Consider the following 15,526-nt stretch of genomic DNA (forward strand, 5'->3'; position numbering starts at 1 on the left):
CGGCGCGCAGCGCCATGCATCTCAGGGGCGCGGGGAACTGCGCGATCAGCCCCCACTCAGCGGCAGTCGGCGAAGGTGGGGAGGAGCCCCCTGCCTGTCCCGGTGACGTCGCGGACGAAGGCGTGACGGCGCACCCCGCAGCGCCGCAGAGCCGCACCGTGATCGACGGCGACCACCACCGCGCCCGCGCCGAGCATCAGCAACCAGCACGCCCCGACCAGCCGCCCCGCAGGCGATCGCAGCCCGGCGAACCCCTCCCTCAGGCGCCGGCAGTGAAAGGGCACGTGCCGTTCCTCGTCGCCCAGGATGCGCCCGGCGACCTCGGCGAGCAGCGGATCCGGCGACCCGTCCCGCAGTGCCCGGTAGTACCTGAGGGCCACGACCTCCGCGATCATCAGCACAAGGAGTTCGAGCCGCAGCCCGAGCAGCCGCCGCAGCCGTACGAAGACGGCGTCACTCCAGTGCGAGCGCAGCGTAGGCGCGCCCGCCGCCCGCAGCACCTCCGCGAGGAGCCGCGCGTGGTTCTGCTCCTCGGCGACGAACAGCCGGGCCGCCCGCGTGTACGAGGGGTCGCCGGCCCGCGCCGCCTTCGCGAGCAGCGCCCCGCCGTCCCCGTCCTCGCCGACCTGGAAGCGCTGCACGCTGCGCACCAGGGCGCGGGGGAGCCGGGACCCCCGGGACCAGTCCGGGTCACCCTGCGCGGCCCGCCGCTCCCGCGCCTCCTCGAAGTCCCGCACCCAGTCCGCGTACTCCTGCCGGACCGCTCCCCACCTGTTTTTGAACATGCTCAGAAACTAGTGATCTCCGAGCCCGTCCGACACGGCGACGATGTCCGGATCCTGCAACAGACCCGCAGGGCGCCGCTCACACGTGCGTGGCGAGCGCCTTCACCAGGAGCGGGGTCACCTGCTCGACCTGCCAGCGCCGCGCCCCGTGCGAGGCCAGCGCCGCCGCCACGGTGTCCGGGTCCGCGGGAACCGGCGGCTCCCAGCAGACGCGGCGGACCGTGTCGGGCGTGATCAGGTTCTCCTGCGGCATGTTCAGCTGCTCGGCCAGCGCCGACACCCCGGCCCGCGCCGCGGACAGGCGCGCCGCTGCCGCCGGGTCCTTGTCCGCCCAGGCGCGCGGCGGCGGGGGACCGGTCAGCGGCTGGCCCGGCTGCGGCAGCTCCGACTCGGGCAGCTCCCGCGCCCGGTCCACCGCGGCCTGCCACTGCTCCAGCTGACGGCGGCCCATCCGGTGCCCGAAGCCGGGCAGCGCGGTCAGCGCGTGCACGTTCGCCGGCAGCGCGAGCGCGGCCTCGACGATCGCCGCGTCCCCGAGCACCTTGCCCGGCGACACGTCACGCCGCTGCGCGACCTTGTCCCGCGCCGTCCACAGCTCCCGTACGACCGCCATCTGCCGGCGCCGGCGCACCTTGTGCATGCCGGAGGTGCGGCGCCAGGGGTCCTTGCGGGGCGGGGCGGGCGGGGCCGAGGCGATGGCGTCGAACTCCTGGTGGGCCCAGTCGAGCTTGCCCTGCCGGTCGAGCTCCTTCTCCAGGGAGTCGCGCAGGTCGACCAGGAGCTCCACGTCGAGGGCCGCGTAGCGCAGCCAGGGCTCGGGCAGCGGTCGCGTCGACCAGTCCACCGCGGAGTGACCCTTCTCCAGCACGTAGCCCAGCACGTTCTCCACCATCGCGCCGAGCCCCACCCGGGGGAACCCGGCGAGACGCCCGGCCAGCTCGGTGTCGAACAGCTTCGACGGGATCATGCCTATCTCGCGCAGACACGGCAGGTCCTGCGTCGCGGCGTGCAGCACCCACTCGGCGTCGGCGACGGCGGCGCCGAAGGCGGAGAGGTCGGGACAGGCGACGGGGTCGATCAGCGCGGAGCCCGCGCCCTCGCGCCGCAGCTGCACCAGGTAGGCGCGCTGCCCGTAGCGGTAGCCGGACGCGCGCTCGGCGTCGACGGCGACCGGGCCGGTGCCCGCGGCGAAGGCCGCGACCACCTCGGCGAGCGCGGCCTCGTCGGCGATCACCGGCGGGATGCCCTCGCGCGGCTCGAGCAGCGGGACCGCTGTCCCTTCGGTCGGGGTGCTGGCTGCTGCGGTCTCTTGGGCGTCTGTCACCTGTCAAGGGTATCTTCACGTACGTACTGCTGACCTGCATGTTCCGGCCAATCGTCCCCTGACCTGCGCAAACACGTCTCGGTACGTCACAGTGGATCGCACCACTTCTCCGCCTCATGTGCCCTGAATGTGCCCTGATCTTGAGCGGGCAGGGCGGCTTACCTGGCCGGGTGTGCCCCTGTTGGAGAGGGTGTGAGGACGGCCCGAGGCCTACCGCTTCTCCGCGTGACTAGCAGGATGCGACGACGACGCGCGCCCGGCACTGACGAGCTGTCGAGGCTGAAACCCTTGCTGGATGCACTCATGGACGCGAGACAACCGAGAAGCTGCTGGGCATCAGCTCCCGAACCTCGGCAACTCTCGCGCGAAGGTCCGTTTCGGGCTGCACCCGGCAAGATCGTAAGCGTGTTTGGTCATCTGGTAACCGAAGTCCGCAAGGGCCTGACGCAGGGCGGCGCCTTTTGCTCGGCTTTCGCCAATGACTGAGACATCGGCTGTCAGGGCATAGGATTCTTGCGCATCGGACCTTTTGAGATCCTTCGGGGTGCATGGGACGTACACGGTGGCGAGTCTGGACGTAGCGAATGCCTCGACTTTTCCGACGGAAACGCGGGTCACTTTCTCGCTGTGTCGATAGTGGTCGACCCATGAAGTAATGGATGCGTCCGATACTCGAACCTCGCCCGAGACGATGGAATCCCCGCTTGTGCTGACTCTGCAGCCGAAGAGGAAATCTTCCCCCGTTCCAGTTGCTCCGGCATCTTGATCGGCGGACCTGGACGCCGGTAGTAGGGTTCCGATGATTCCTCTGTCCACCGACTTGTCGCAAACCATGCCAGGGAGCCGGTCGATCCCTTTCGTGAAAATTTGCTGATATCCGAGTATGCCGACGATCGACACTGCGACGAGCGTCGCTACGCCGGCGGTGAATGCCTTCCAGGTGTATTCCATGAGTTCATTTCCGCGCTCGTTCCTGTGGGGCGGTCTGTGGCGGTGTCGAGCGGTCAGCTGGTGCTGGGCTTGCCAGTGGGAATCGGCTCGTCCGAGGACCAAAAGTCAGATCTGACGTTGGGGCGCGGGATGGGATAGTCATAGTCGGGCCCGTTCGGCGGTGTAGTCGGCTCGCTGACGCTCGAACTCTTTACCCTCGGAGAGTCGACAATGAAGGAAACCTGACGCTGATCGCCGACGATCAGGCTGATTCCGAACCCGTCAGAAGACTGGAAGTGCATCGCGGGAAATTCCTTATCCTTGTTCACCGAGGTCATGCGGTAACCCTTGTGCTCCCATGACCTCTGCACCACGCCAATAAAGTTACCCAGGCGCTCTTCGGAGATCACGGTCATGACCATGCGCTCGCGAGATACGTCGTTCTCGCCCTTTGATGTGCCGCTGTGTGTCCAATGGACCGGTGGCTTGATCGCAGCGAAGGTTGCATCCAGGATGGCGTCCTCGTGTTCGGCGGCCTCCTGCATGGTGATATCCATTGTCTTCGTCCCGCGCCTCTCGGGTGAATCAGAATGTACGGCGTCACGCACGGTGTTGCAGCCCGTGACCAATAGGAGGCAGGTCAGGGCAGCGGCCATGAACCGCGGGTACCTCTTCATCGGGGGCGCTCCGTGGAAATGCTTTCAGGGTGTCCAGCGACGATTTTCCCGATATTTTCGGCAGACACGCTGTCTTTGGCTGGATTGAAATAGTTGGAGTGAGCGGGAGTTGGGTCGTGGGCGTCGCGGAACGGTTTCGGGCCGTCGTCCACGGCGAAGCGGTGAGCGCCGAAGTCGCGGCTGGCGGGATCCGTGCCGAACCAGCGATCATCGGGGTCATCGGTTATTCCGCCGGTTTCGTAACCCAATGCGCCGCCGATAAGAGTCCCCAGGAATCCGCTCCCGTGGACTGCTCCACTCACCATTCCGTGCTCTTCCTTGCGAGTGGGAAGTTTCGTGACTGGGTCGTTATCTGCTGCGCCGACGAATACGTGATCTTTTCCGACGTTCAGTTGATCAGCTGTGTCTGCGCCTGTGCCCGGACTTCCAACCAGGATGATGTCATCAGCGCCAGGGATTCCACCCTTCGTTTGTGCGGCTTGCCCAACGGTGAGCGAGCCGTAAGAGTGGCCAATGGCGGTGATGTGAGGATCGCTGGTTTCGTTGGTTGCTGCGATTCCCGCCATAAACTGGTTGTATGCGGGTGCACCGGCCCTCGCATCGTGAGCGCCCATCACGTCCATGCTCTGGGGTGCGTCGTAACCCAGCCATACGATGGATGCGCTGGACTTGTCGAATCTCTGCGCACCCTTGGCGGTATCTGCGGCTCGCTGCAAATCTGCCGTAGCGAAGTGGTGATCAAGTGACGTGCTTAGTCCCGGAACGTATGCGGAGACATTTCTCGACGTGTCCGGATTGCCGTAGCTCACAATCGCTCGCCCGTTGCCCTGGTCGCCGATCCCTAGAAGATAAGGAGGTGGAAACTTGCGATCGGGATGTTCGAGCTGGTACTGGATCGTGGTCAGTCCGTCCAGCATGGTCTGCGACTTCTCGTCCGTGCGCCCCTCCAGCTTCCCGATGAGTAGTTCAAGGTTTGCTCGATTGGCCTCGTCGCGCGCAACCGCGGGGATTCCGTCCAGGCTTCCGATCAGTTCTGGGAATGCGGCAAGGTATTCAGCGCGCTCAGCCTTGCTGAGGCCGTCCCACCACTCCTTACGTTCCTTCGGTGATGCATCCCTCGGGATGTCCCTGCCGGCTGATTCCGCTACGACATCCATATCCTTGGAAACGTCGGCCCAGGTATCAGAGGTGACCTGGAGACCGGGAGCAGCCTTCAGTTTTTGGAGTGTTGCGCTGTAGCGCTCGTCGATCTCGCGTGCCTCATGCAGGGCATGGGCGATGCGGTCTGCGATGCCTTGTGCCTTGGCGCGGTGAGGGTTAGGGCTCTGCAAACCTGGTGCGGCCGGCCCGAGTGCAGGGTCGTACTTACCGTCCGCGTCCTGGTAAAGGCCAGGGTTTCCGGCACCGATGGTGCCGTTGTTGCCCATGACGGCCCCGCCGGGCACCGGGTCGCCGGTGGCACCGTTCTCGCCGCCGGCTGGGTAGGTGATGCTTCCGTTGTCGTTGACGGTGTAGCCGAGGGTGAACGCCTCAGCGAGTGCACCGTTGAGGCGTTTCTGCGGGGCGCTGAGTTCGGTGGCGAGAGCATCCAGGGTGCCGCGGATGAGCCCGGCTTCGGTCTGGATGTAGTGGTAGTTGTCGCTGAGCCGCTTGATGCGCTTGACCGCTGAGCGGGCGGACTCCGAGTCCTGCGTCTTGGCGAGCCGACCACTCATGTCGGCGTCGACACGTTCACGCGCGTGGTCGGCGAACTTGGACGCGGTGCCCCAGCCGTCGGCGGCGTCGGTCAGCTCCGACAGCTTCAGGTCACGCAGCTGCTGCCAGGTCAGTGCGGATTCCGCAGCCATCGTCTACTCGCCCCTCCTCGTGCCCGGCACGCTAACAGCCCTGGCCTTGTTCCCCACCTCGGCGTCCAGCTCGCCGAGGTCCACCGCCACCTTGCGCAGTTTGGGCTCCAGCGATCCACACTCGTGACTGACCCGGCCAAGGCGCTCCTGCCACGACTTGCTGACCGCCTTGAGGGAGCCGAGGCTGGCCAGGCCCGTGAGGCCACCGCCGATCCCGTCGTGGGCCTTGTCCAGGTCACCTCGGGTGGAGCGTGTGCTCCGGTGAAGCTCATCCGAGGTACGGGACGCATCCGTCCACGGGCCGCCCTTGTGCTTGAGCCTGTCGCCACCCCCGCCGCCTGACGGCTTGGAGTAGCCCCCCTCGCCCTGAAGGCCGTTGAGCTGCATGTGCGTGGTGTGCCGCTCGGCGGCCTGCGCCTTGAGCTGTTCCCACTCGTCCCACGCCATCGGCGATCGTCCTCCCCGTGTCCCGGGCCGAGCCCGGGAGAGCCCCGTTTCCACTGTGCGTGTCTTGTGAGGTTGCCGAGACAGACGTTACGGGCCGGGTGCGCTGCGTCACGTCCGCCGGATCACTCAAACCGGCCCTGAGTATCCGTACCTACGTCCCGCACCGTTGGCGGAACACGGGCACGTGATTCCGCCGCGGCCTAAAACGATCGCCGCTCATCCTGGCCGTTCGTGCTGCTCGGGCCGTAGGCCGGCGGCGGACCGTACGGCGCCTGGGGGCCGGCAACATGTCCGGATCCGGCCGCGTGCTTGCGGCGCCGCATCACTGCGAGACCGGTGACTGCGCCAGCGACAGCCACGCCTCCGACCCCGGTAGCCACCCAGACCGTCGTGTTCGACGACGAGCCGTCCTTGGCGGCGACTGTCTGGTCCGTGCCACCTGCTGCGGTGGCGGGCGACGCTGACGGAGCTGCTGAAGCCTTCACCGGGAAGTCCGGCAGCGGATACCGGTTGGCAGGACCCGGGTCACCGGGGTTGGTCAGGGCGATGCGGGGGCGGACGATGCCGTAGCCGATGGCGTCCGTGCGCTTCGAGCCGTCGACTGGCGCGCCGATGGTGTTCAGCATGACGCGGAGCACTTGGTTGTTCGTCCAGTCCGGATGCGCGGACCAAATGAGTGCAGCGCTGGCAGAGGCGAGAGCAGTGGCGTCGCTCGTGCCGTGCGATGTGCAGAGGCCGGTCTTGCCGGCGCAGGCTGTGACCATGCCCTCGCCGGGTGCGGCCATGTCCACCTGCGGTCCGTATTCGGACTCCGAGGTCCGCTTGAGGTCCTTGCCGATGGCAGCGACGCCCACTACCCCGGGTGTTGCTGCCGGGTACATGACCGGATTGCCCGATGCTCCCTCGTTGCCGGCGCCGGCGAAGACCAGAGATCCTTTGTCCAACGCGTACTTCACTGCCGCAGTCAGCTGCGGTGTGCTGAGTGTCGATCCCTGCGAGACGTTGATGACCTTGGCGCCTTGGTCGGCAGCGAAACGGATCGCGGTTGATGCGGCTTTGACAAAGACTTTGTCGCTCTCGGCGCCCGGGAGCTGGTCAGCACGAGGAAGACGCACAGGGAGGATCTTCGCTCCGGGCGAGAGTCCGAAGGAACCGGTCTGTGCCCCCCTCGCACCGGTTGCCGCAATCAGCCCAGCCATTGTTGTGCCGTGGCCGTCGTAGTCGGTGCGCTCGTCACCCGTCTCGTTGGTGGCCAGGTCTTTGCCGGGCACGACGCGCCCCTTGAGGTCGGGGTGATCCGCCTTCACCCCGGTGTCGATGACGGCAACGGTGATGCCCTTGCCCGTGCTGATCCTCCACATCCCCTCGGCTTTCATGGCGTCGAGGTGCCACTGCTCGTCGCGGACGGACGCCGCGTGAGCAGGGACAGTTGCGATGCCGGTCAGGAGCAGTGCGGCGGCAGCCACGACCGTGCGTCGGACGTGGGGGCGAAAGCTGTGCATAGGAACGGTTCCGTTTCCTGCGGTGCGGGCTGTCAGTCGACGGTTGGGGGCACGATACGGCGTCCGTCCGGCAGCCAGGTTTCCTCGTCCTCGGCCACGAAGCCCGGGCGCTGATCTCGTCGCTCCTGCTTGCGGCGGCTCTTGGGATCCCGGTTCGGGGAGCCGGAGCCGCCCGCGATGCCGTCTCGGGACAGAGCGGCGCTGCCGGGTACTGCGCGTTCGCCGGTGTTCGTACGGGAGGCGGGCCGCGCGGGCGGGGCGCCGACGACGCCACGTCCTGGTGTCGAGGGGCGTCCTCCCGCCGGTACCTGGTTTGACGGCGTGACTGCGCGGCCGGTACCGGGCTGGGCGGCAGGCCCTGACCGGGCCGCAGACTGAGTTCCGGGCACGATTCGGCTACCTGTGGACGTGCCTTGGACACTCCGGCCGACAGGTTGACTCCCTTGCGCAGGGCGACCGCCGGCGGTGGTGCCGCCCGAGGCCTCCCGGCCGACGACCGTGCCGCGGTACGGCGTCGGTCTCCCGGGCTGAGGCTGGGAGGGGCGGCCACCGTGGACTCCGTTGGAGGTTCCAGGCGTGCGGCCGTACGGGGTGGCAGGTCCTGCTGCTCTTCCGGTGCCGGATGCTGGTCCGCGGCCCTCTGCGAACCCGGTGGCGCCAGCTCTCGGCCCAGTGGTTCCCTGGACGGGTGCTGTGGGCCGCGCGGTGGCCACAGACCGGCCCTGACCTGGTACCTGCGAAGTCCCGGACGGCAGCCTCTTCGCCGTCCCACCGACCGGCCTCACGGTGCTCTTGGCGCCACCCATCATCGGTGGCACCGGTGCGGTCGGAAGACCAGGAGCGTGCGCAGTCGGACTGTGGACGGGCTGCGACGTTCCGCCTACTGGGCCCGTGGTCCGAGTGTCAGGCAGCGTGGCCGCGGAGTCGATGGTGGTGTGCGGAACGCTGACAGGTTCCACGTGAGGCGTGGTGCTTGCCGACACCCCGCCGCGGTGTTCTGGCGGCGGAGCCTGCACGACATGCGCGCTCCCGCCCATCGGCGCGCCACCTACGTGTCCAGACCCTTCTGATGTGCTGTTGGCGCCAGTTGCCCCAGGCAGCTCTCTGTCGCTGCCTCCACCGAAGCTTTGGGCTCCCGGCACGATCGCATCCGGCGGCGGTGGGATCTTCGGAGGCTCCAGCGCATTCATCCGCTCCGCGGACTGCTGATACGCCTGCCCCAGCTTGGTCATCTCGGCGGCCGCCTGCTCGCGTACCGCCTCCTTCTGCGCCGTGGCCTTCGCCAGCACCTTCGCCGCGTCCGGGTCGTTCGGTGCGGACTTCGCGGCGTCGATGTTCGCCTGGGCGCCGCCGTCGTCGCGGGGAATGGACGACTGCGTACGGGCGATGGCCTCGGCGGCATGCGACAGGAACTGGCCGGAATCATCGCTGTAGTCGGCGATGCGCAGGGTGGCGTTGGCCAGGTCGCCGCCCCAGGCGCGGAACGCGTCGGCGCCCTTGCCCTTCCACTCCACATACTGCGGGCGGGTCTTGAGTTCGCCAGCGATCTTCTCGATCTCCTTGGCCGCCGCGATCAGCTTGTCCGCACCGGCCTGGACCTGGGCGGGATCCGCCTTGTCGAGCCAGGCCAGCATGGCTTCGTGGGTCATACCGTCGAACGGATTGTTGCCCATCTCAGATGCCTCCCGCGGTCTCGCCGCCTGATGCTTCCGCCGCAGATGTGCTGCTGCCCTCGGCGCTGCTCTTGTCTCCGCGCTTGGGAAGGTCGGGCACGTAGTCGCCGCCGTAGCTCTTCTTGGCCTCCGTCGTGATGGCGCGGAGGCGGTCGCGAACGTCGGCATCGACGTTTTCGTAGCCCTTGTGGGAGGCGACGACTGCGATGCCCATGCCCTCGATCGAATCGGACAGGAGCTTGGAGAGTTTCTCCAGCTCGCTGATCACTTTCTCGTGGGCGCCGCCGAGCACGTCGGCCGAGCCCCAGGCTCCCTCGCCGCCGCCGAAGCTGCCGCGAGCGGGCTGGTCAGTCCCGACCCGGTGGGCGCTCGCGGGTGATTCCTTGAGGTCGCGGATCAGCTCGTCGATTCGCTTCTGGAACTTCGTGAATGACGTCAGCTCCGTGATCATGTCGGCAGCCGCGTTCGCGGCGTTCATGGCCGCGTCGGCGATGCCCGACGACCAGGAGCTGCTGTCCCCCGTGGACACTCGCTCGCCCTCCTCAACACCCCGTGGTTTGTGGCCAACCGCCGTGACACTAGTGGCGTTTGCTACTACTGCACATGAGTACCTGTACTCACTCACCCCCAGGTGCGGGACTTGGCGCGAAGCCACCGTCCCGTAACCGAGTCTGCCTGCCCGGTGGGCCCCTCCCGAGGCCGGTGGTGCCGGCACACGCCCGTCTATGCAGGACACTCCACCATCGTCTGAGGAGCGGACTCTGCAGGGCTCGGCGGACACTCCCCTGCCCTTGGGATGGGACCCACACAGCATGTCCCCGACCGATGCGTTCAGACCGGCTAGGGAGTGCCGCCTTTCCGGGGACGGGGGATGTGGCCCCGGAAAGGCGACGCCCACAGGCTCAGACTCCGAAACAGGCCGACGCTCGTGCCGTCGCCTTCTCGGTGCCCCAGACCCTGGGTGGGACGCGCCACCCGGAGCGCACTGCGCTCTGGGGCGGGAGTGGGCCCCAGGCCCAGCCGACGCGTTCCCTGTCCGCCGCATCCGAAGTGGGTGAGGCGAGCGAGACCAGTGTGAAAGCCGATTGCCGCCCTTGTCGTGCATGGTCACCGCCCCATGGCTGAAACCAGTGGGCACTGGAATCTGGCGCGGACGTATGTTTCGCCGAGCTTGTGACCGGGGGCGAGGCATGCGGAGGTGGGCACTGCTGTCAGCGAATGGCTTGCAAGCGCCGTATGGCCAGGCTGAGCTGCAACAGGCTGCGTTGACGAGCTGGGCTGAGGGGAAGGGGGCGGACTGGTTGTCCAAGGGGATGTGGTGGGGGTGTCGTCAGGGCCGCTGCCCGCTTTCGATCAGTCGCCCTCGTCGGCGAATGCCACTTCGGCGGCGGGGCGTGCCTTCATCAAGGTGTCCACCAGTGGTGTGTGGGCTCGGCGTGATGCGCCCTGCGGTCCCTATCGAGGCTGGACCTGTCAAATTTTGCATGTCAAGAGGTATCGAGAAGAAAGCAAAAAGGGTTGATATGCGCTCATGATGATGCCAATCTGGGGGCATGGCATCCAAGAGGAATCCGCTCGGTCCGGTCGGTGACGTCGTTCGGGAGAACGTGAAGGTCCTTCGTGAGGAGCAGAATCTGACCCTGGCCGAGCTTTCCCGGCGACTGTCGAACTTGGTGGGCCGACCGATTCCGACCCTGGGCCTCTCGCGGATCGAGAACGGAGACCGTCGTGTCGATGCGGACGACCTCGTTGCCCTGGCGGCCGCGCTGGGGGTGTCTCCGGTGACGCTGATGCTGCCTCGCGAAGATCCAGGCGGTGCCGTACCCCTGGCGGAGCACTTGACCGTCCCGAGTTGGCAGGTCGCTTGGCGCTGGATGCACGGTCAACTGCCGCTCGCTGCCCGGGCGGACTGGGTTGACCGGCTCCCGTGGCTGGCGGCGAACCAGCCTTACCTCACAGAGGAAGAGCTGCAGCGAGTCGTCTTTTCGCAGCCCACCCAATGGGCTGTAGAGGCCCTGGAGGGAGATGTTGACGATGGCTCAGGTGGTTGACAGGTGGCACCTTTCCCGGCCGCAGGCCGGAGCGGAGCCCTGCGGGGAGCACAGTAGTAAGACCAGGCCTCTGGTGGCGTCCGCCGACCACGGAAAGGGCAAGCGCTGGCAGGTGCGGTACCGCGACGTCACGCGGCGGCAATGTAAGGAGAACTTCGCGCGCCGGCCGGAGGCGGACGCGCGGGCTGCTGCCGTCGAGACCGATCTCAACCGAGGTGAATTCGTAGACCGCCGGGCGAGTCAAGAGACGTTCCGCACGGTGGCCGAACGGTGGAGGGCCGTTGCTCACCACCGTCCGACCTCGGCGGCGAGTGCCCGGCAACGGCTGGAGAACCACATCTATCCGGCGCTCGGCGACAGGCCGATCGCGGACATCCGCCCGTCGGAGATCAGTGCGTGGGTGAAGGGGCGCTCCGAGGTACTCGCGCCCCTGAGCCTGAAGAACACGTACGCGATCATCAAGGCCGTCATGCGGATGGCGGTGAGAGACGGGAACATCCGCACCTCACCCTGCGACGGCATCAAGCTCCCCGTGTACCGGCGGCCCGAGGTCGTGCCACCCACCGACGAAGCCGTGCGCGCGCTCATCGGCGCGGCTCCGACATCACGAGAACGTGCTGTGATCTTTCTCGCAGCGGCGTCCGGGCTGCGGCAGGGGGAGCTGTTCGGGCTCGAAGTGCGTCACATCGACTTCCTTCGCCGCGAGGTGCGGGTGGAGCAGCAGCTCTCCGAGGTCACGGAGACCGGATCCGGTGGCCCGTACCTCGGTCTTCCCAAGACTCATGAGTCGACTCGGACGGTGCCGCTGGCTCAGGCCGCAGTCGATGCCGTCGCTGCGTACCTCGCCGAGTACCCGGCCCGGGAAGTCGAGGTCTGGGACCGTTCGAATCCGCTCAAGCCGGTGCAGCGCGTCGCGCGTCTGGTGTTCGCGAACGCCGCTGGGCGGCCCATGCGGCGCTCACCGTGGGGTCGGACATGGTCGGGCGTCGTGCGGCGCGCGAACGCCGCTCTCGAAGCCGCAGGGACGGAGGAGCGCATGCCCTCGGGGACGACGATGCACAGCTTGCGTCACTACTACGCGAGCCTGCTGATCAAGCGCGGCGAGAACGTGAAGACCGTCCAGCGGAGGCTCGGGCACTCGAAGCCCTCCATCACGCTCGACACCTACACCCACCTGTGGCCCACCGACGAGGACACGACCAGGGCGGCCGTCGATAAGGTGCTCGGCAATGTGCCCCCGATGTGCCCTGATCATGGTGCTGCCTGACTGAAAGTGCAGGTCAGTCAGGATGCGTTACAGATCAAGGGTATCTGTCAACCGACGACGCCCGTCGACGGAACGTTCCGTCGACGGGCGCTGAAGGCGTGTGAACCGGAAGGATCCGGCCAGTCTGTGATCAGTGGATGATTCCGGTGCGCAGGGCGACCGCCACCATTCCGGCCCGGTCGCCCGTGCCGAGCTTGCGGGCGATGCGGGCGAGGTGGCTCTTGACGGTCAGGGCGGACAGGCCCATGGAGACGCCGATCGCCTTGTTCGACTGGCCTTCGGCGACGAGCCGCAGGACCTCCACCTCACGGCCCGACAGCTCCCGGTAACCGCCCGGGTGGCTCGGGGCACCCGGGGGGCGGCGGTGCATACGGGCGGCGGCGGAACCGATCGGGGCGGCGCCGGGGCGGGTGGGCAGTCCGACGTTGGTCCGGGTGCCCGTGACGACGTAGCCCTTCACGCCGCCCGCGAGGGCGTTGCGCACGGCGCCGATGTCGTCGGCGGCGGACAGGGCCAGGCCGTTGGGCCAGCCCGCCGCCCGGGTCTCGGAGAGCAGGGTGAGGCCGGAGCCGTCGGGGAGATGGACGTCTGCGACGCAGATGTCACGGGGGTTGCCGATGCGGGGACGAGCCTCCGCGACGGACGAGGCCTCGATGACGTCGCGAACACCGAGCGCCCACAGATGGCGGGTGACGGTGGAGCGGACGCGCGGGTCGGCCACGACCACCATCGCGGTGGGCTTGTTCGGGCGGTAGGCGACCAGGCTTGAGGGCTGCTCGAGGAGAACGGACACCAGGCCTCCTGGGGTGCGGGACGGAGCCGGCTCTGGGGATGAAGCCGGGATGAACCGTGCTTTCAAGGTCACAGAGGTCTTCGGCACCAAACCTGCCTGGCTTTAGAGAAAGATCACGATTTGGTGAGTAACAATTCACGCAATTCGGACGCACTATCGATCATCCGAAGATCGAACGAAGATCGAAGCGATCCGAACCGGAGCGGCCGTGATCGTCCCGTGGGGGCAAACGAGCGTCGGCCGCGTCGGACACTCGCCCGACGCGGCCGAAAAAAGCCCCTGCACACGACACCTTTCAGGACGGGCGCGGCCCCCGGCGCTGAGGCAGCGTCACCACCGAGCCGTCCGACCCGGGCTGACCGGAGGGCACCGGCGGCAGCCCCGCCACCTGGCACAGCAGCTCGCACCACGCCGCGAGATGCGCCGCCGTGTCCGGCACCCCGCCGAGCCCCTCGCGCGGCGTCCACGACGCCCGGATCTCGATCTGCGAGGCGGCCGGCCGGTCGCCGATCCCGCCGAAGTAGTGCGAACTGGCCCGGGTGACCGTGCCCGACGGCTCGCCGTAGCCCAGCCCGCGGGCCTGCAGCGCGCCGGTCAGCCACGACCAGCACACGTCGGGGAGCAGCGGATCGGCCGCCATCTCCGGTTCGAGCTCCGCGCGCACCAGCGTCACCAGGCGGAACGTTCCGTGCCAGGCCTCGTGCCCGGCCGGGTCGTGCAGCAGGACGAGCCGGCCGTCGGCCAGATCCTCCTCGCCGTCGACGACGGCCGCCTCCAGCGCGTACGAGTAGGGGGCGAGGCGCTGCGGCGGGCGGGTGGGATCGATCTCGATCTCCGGACGCAGTCGCGCGGACCGCAGGGCGTCGACCGCCGTGCGGAACGGAAGGGGGGTGGGGTCGTCCTCGTGTGCAGCGTTCATGTCCCGAGCGTTCTGCCCCTCCCGCACCGATTCACTCATCCCGGACCGCCCGTCCGGGCCGTCGGACCGTCGTCCCTGAGCCGCAGCCATGCGGGGAAGATTAAGGGGAAGTCGCGCCGCGCGCAGGCAGGGACACCCGCCAAGGACACCGTCTCGGCCCGCGCGGCGGCCGTGCGAGACTCTCCGGTGTGAGTGCCAATACCGAGGCCACGGGCCAGCAGCCGTCAGCGACGATCGAAGCCACCAGGGAATCCGCCTTCATCAAGGCGTGCAGGCGCGAGCCCGTGCCGCACACGCCGGTGTGGTTCATGCGGCAGGCCGGGCGCTCGCTGCCGGAGTACCTCAAGGTGCGCGAGGGCATCCCGATGCTCGAGTCCTGCATGCGGCCGGAACTCGTCGCCGAGATCACGCTGCAGCCGGTGCGCCGCCACAAGGTCGACGCCGCGATCTACTTCAGCGACATCGTCGTGCCGCTCAAGGCCATCGGCATCGACCTCGACATCAAGCCCGGGGTCGGCCCCGTCGTCGCGAACCCGATCCGCTCCCGCGCGGACCTCGCGCAGCTGCGCGACCTGACCCCGGACGACGTCGCCTACGTCACCGAGGCCATCGGCCTGCTCACCGCGGAGCTCGGCTCCACCCCGCTCATCGGCTTCGCCGGCGCGCCCTTCACCCTCGCCAGCTACCTCGTCGAGGGCGGGCCGTCGCGCAACCACGAGCACACCAAGGCCCTCATGTACGGCGACCCGCAGCTGTGGGCCGACCTGCTCGACCGGCTCGCCGAGATCACCTCCGCCTTCCTGAAGGTGCAGATCGAGGCCGGTGCCAGTGCCGTGCAGCTCTTCGACTCGTGGGTCGGCGCGCTCGCCCCGGCCGACTACCGCCGCTCGGTGATGCCGGCATCCGCCAAGGTCTTCGATTCCGTCGCGGGCTACGGCGTGCCGCGCATCCACTTCGGTGTCGGCACCGGTGAGCTGCTCGGGCTCATGGGCGAGGCCGGGGCGGACGTCGTCGGCGTCGACTGGCGCGTCCCGCTCGACGAGGCCGTCCGGCGTGTCGGCCCCGGCAAGGCGCTCCAGGGCAACCTCGACCCGGCGATCCTCTTCTCGACGCCGGAGGCGGTCGAGGTCAAGACGCGTGAGGTGCTCGACGCGGCGGCCGGGCTGGAGGGCCACGTCTTCAATCTCGGCCACGGTGTTCTTCCCACGACCAACCCCGACGCCCTGACCCGCCTCGTGGACTACGTCCACACGCAGACGGCCAAGTAGCCCTGGCGTTCGGGTCGGCCTCGGCTGCGGCTCGCCGCCGTAG

At 68.0% G+C, this 15,526-nt stretch carries 14 protein-coding genes; 3 read left to right on the forward strand and 11 right to left on the reverse strand.

Features of this window, described 5'->3' with window-relative positions:
- Window positions 1–56 precede the first annotated feature (56 nt).
- From ACZ4E1_RS08270 to ACZ4E1_RS08310, 9 genes are all read right to left on the reverse strand, one after another.
- Window positions 57–785, reverse strand: coding sequence for a ferritin-like domain-containing protein (locus tag ACZ4E1_RS08270; RefSeq protein WP_467537001.1), 729 nt, complete (start codon window positions 783–785; stop codon window positions 57–59).
- 79 nt (window positions 786–864) lie between these two features.
- Window positions 865–2,109 (reverse strand): HRDC domain-containing protein, encoded by a 1,245-nt coding sequence (locus ACZ4E1_RS08275; RefSeq protein ID WP_467537002.1) that lies wholly within the window; start codon window positions 2,107–2,109, stop codon window positions 865–867.
- A gap of 336 nt (window positions 2,110–2,445) precedes the next feature.
- Window positions 2,446–3,060, reverse strand: coding sequence for a hypothetical protein (locus ACZ4E1_RS08280; RefSeq protein WP_467537003.1), 615 nt, complete (start codon window positions 3,058–3,060; stop codon window positions 2,446–2,448).
- A gap of 53 nt (window positions 3,061–3,113) precedes the next feature.
- The gene (locus tag ACZ4E1_RS08285; RefSeq protein ID WP_467537005.1) at window positions 3,114–3,695 is read right to left on the reverse strand and encodes a hypothetical protein; all 582 of its coding nucleotides are present in this window, start codon (window positions 3,693–3,695) and stop codon (window positions 3,114–3,116) included.
- 17 nt (window positions 3,696–3,712) lie between these two features.
- Window positions 3,713–5,563: an alpha/beta hydrolase gene (locus tag ACZ4E1_RS08290; protein ID WP_467537006.1), complete on the reverse strand. Its 1,851-nt coding sequence runs from the start codon at window positions 5,561–5,563 to the stop codon at window positions 3,713–3,715.
- A 3-nt stretch (window positions 5,564–5,566) separates the two neighbouring features.
- Entirely contained in the window at window positions 5,567–6,010 is a 444-nt protein-coding gene (locus tag ACZ4E1_RS08295) for an amino acid ABC transporter permease (protein WP_467537007.1), read from the reverse strand.
- A gap of 200 nt (window positions 6,011–6,210) precedes the next feature.
- Window positions 6,211–7,476: a type VII secretion-associated serine protease mycosin gene (gene mycP / locus ACZ4E1_RS08300; RefSeq protein WP_467537008.1), complete on the reverse strand. Its 1,266-nt coding sequence runs from the start codon at window positions 7,474–7,476 to the stop codon at window positions 6,211–6,213.
- A gap of 68 nt (window positions 7,477–7,544) precedes the next feature.
- Complete coding sequence (locus ACZ4E1_RS08305) at window positions 7,545–9,185, reverse strand: WXG100 family type VII secretion target (RefSeq protein WP_467537010.1); 1,641 nt, start codon at window positions 9,183–9,185, stop codon at window positions 7,545–7,547.
- A gap of 1 nt (window position 9,186) precedes the next feature.
- Entirely contained in the window at window positions 9,187–9,714 is a 528-nt protein-coding gene (locus ACZ4E1_RS08310) for a hypothetical protein (RefSeq protein ID WP_467537594.1), read from the reverse strand.
- Between the two features lie 1,024 nt (window positions 9,715–10,738).
- Here ACZ4E1_RS08310 and ACZ4E1_RS08315 point away from each other — a divergent pair.
- Window positions 10,739–11,236, forward strand: coding sequence for a helix-turn-helix domain-containing protein (locus ACZ4E1_RS08315; RefSeq protein WP_467537012.1), 498 nt, complete (start codon window positions 10,739–10,741; stop codon window positions 11,234–11,236).
- 73 nt (window positions 11,237–11,309) lie between these two features.
- A complete protein-coding gene (locus ACZ4E1_RS08320) occupies window positions 11,310–12,503 on the forward strand; it encodes a tyrosine-type recombinase/integrase (RefSeq protein ID WP_467537013.1) in 1,194 nt (397 codons plus the stop codon).
- 130 nt (window positions 12,504–12,633) lie between these two features.
- On the opposite strand, the gene ACZ4E1_RS08325 is transcribed toward ACZ4E1_RS08320, so the two are convergent.
- Both ACZ4E1_RS08325 and ACZ4E1_RS08330 read right to left on the reverse strand, forming a co-directional pair.
- Window positions 12,634–13,296 carry a response regulator transcription factor gene (locus ACZ4E1_RS08325; RefSeq protein ID WP_353945341.1) on the reverse strand — a complete coding sequence of 221 codons (663 nt, stop codon included), beginning with the start codon at window positions 13,294–13,296 and terminating at the stop codon, window positions 12,634–12,636.
- A 295-nt stretch (window positions 13,297–13,591) separates the two neighbouring features.
- The gene (locus ACZ4E1_RS08330) at window positions 13,592–14,215 is read right to left on the reverse strand and encodes a DUF3000 domain-containing protein (RefSeq protein WP_467537014.1); all 624 of its coding nucleotides are present in this window, start codon (window positions 14,213–14,215) and stop codon (window positions 13,592–13,594) included.
- A gap of 188 nt (window positions 14,216–14,403) precedes the next feature.
- Between ACZ4E1_RS08330 and hemE the strand changes: the two genes are divergently transcribed.
- Window positions 14,404–15,483 carry a uroporphyrinogen decarboxylase gene (hemE, locus tag ACZ4E1_RS08335; protein WP_467537016.1) on the forward strand — a complete coding sequence of 360 codons (1,080 nt, stop codon included), beginning with the start codon at window positions 14,404–14,406 and terminating at the stop codon, window positions 15,481–15,483.
- Window positions 15,484–15,526 lie beyond the last annotated feature (43 nt).

Source organism: Streptomyces sp. NPDC025806, from assembly GCF_055558275.1.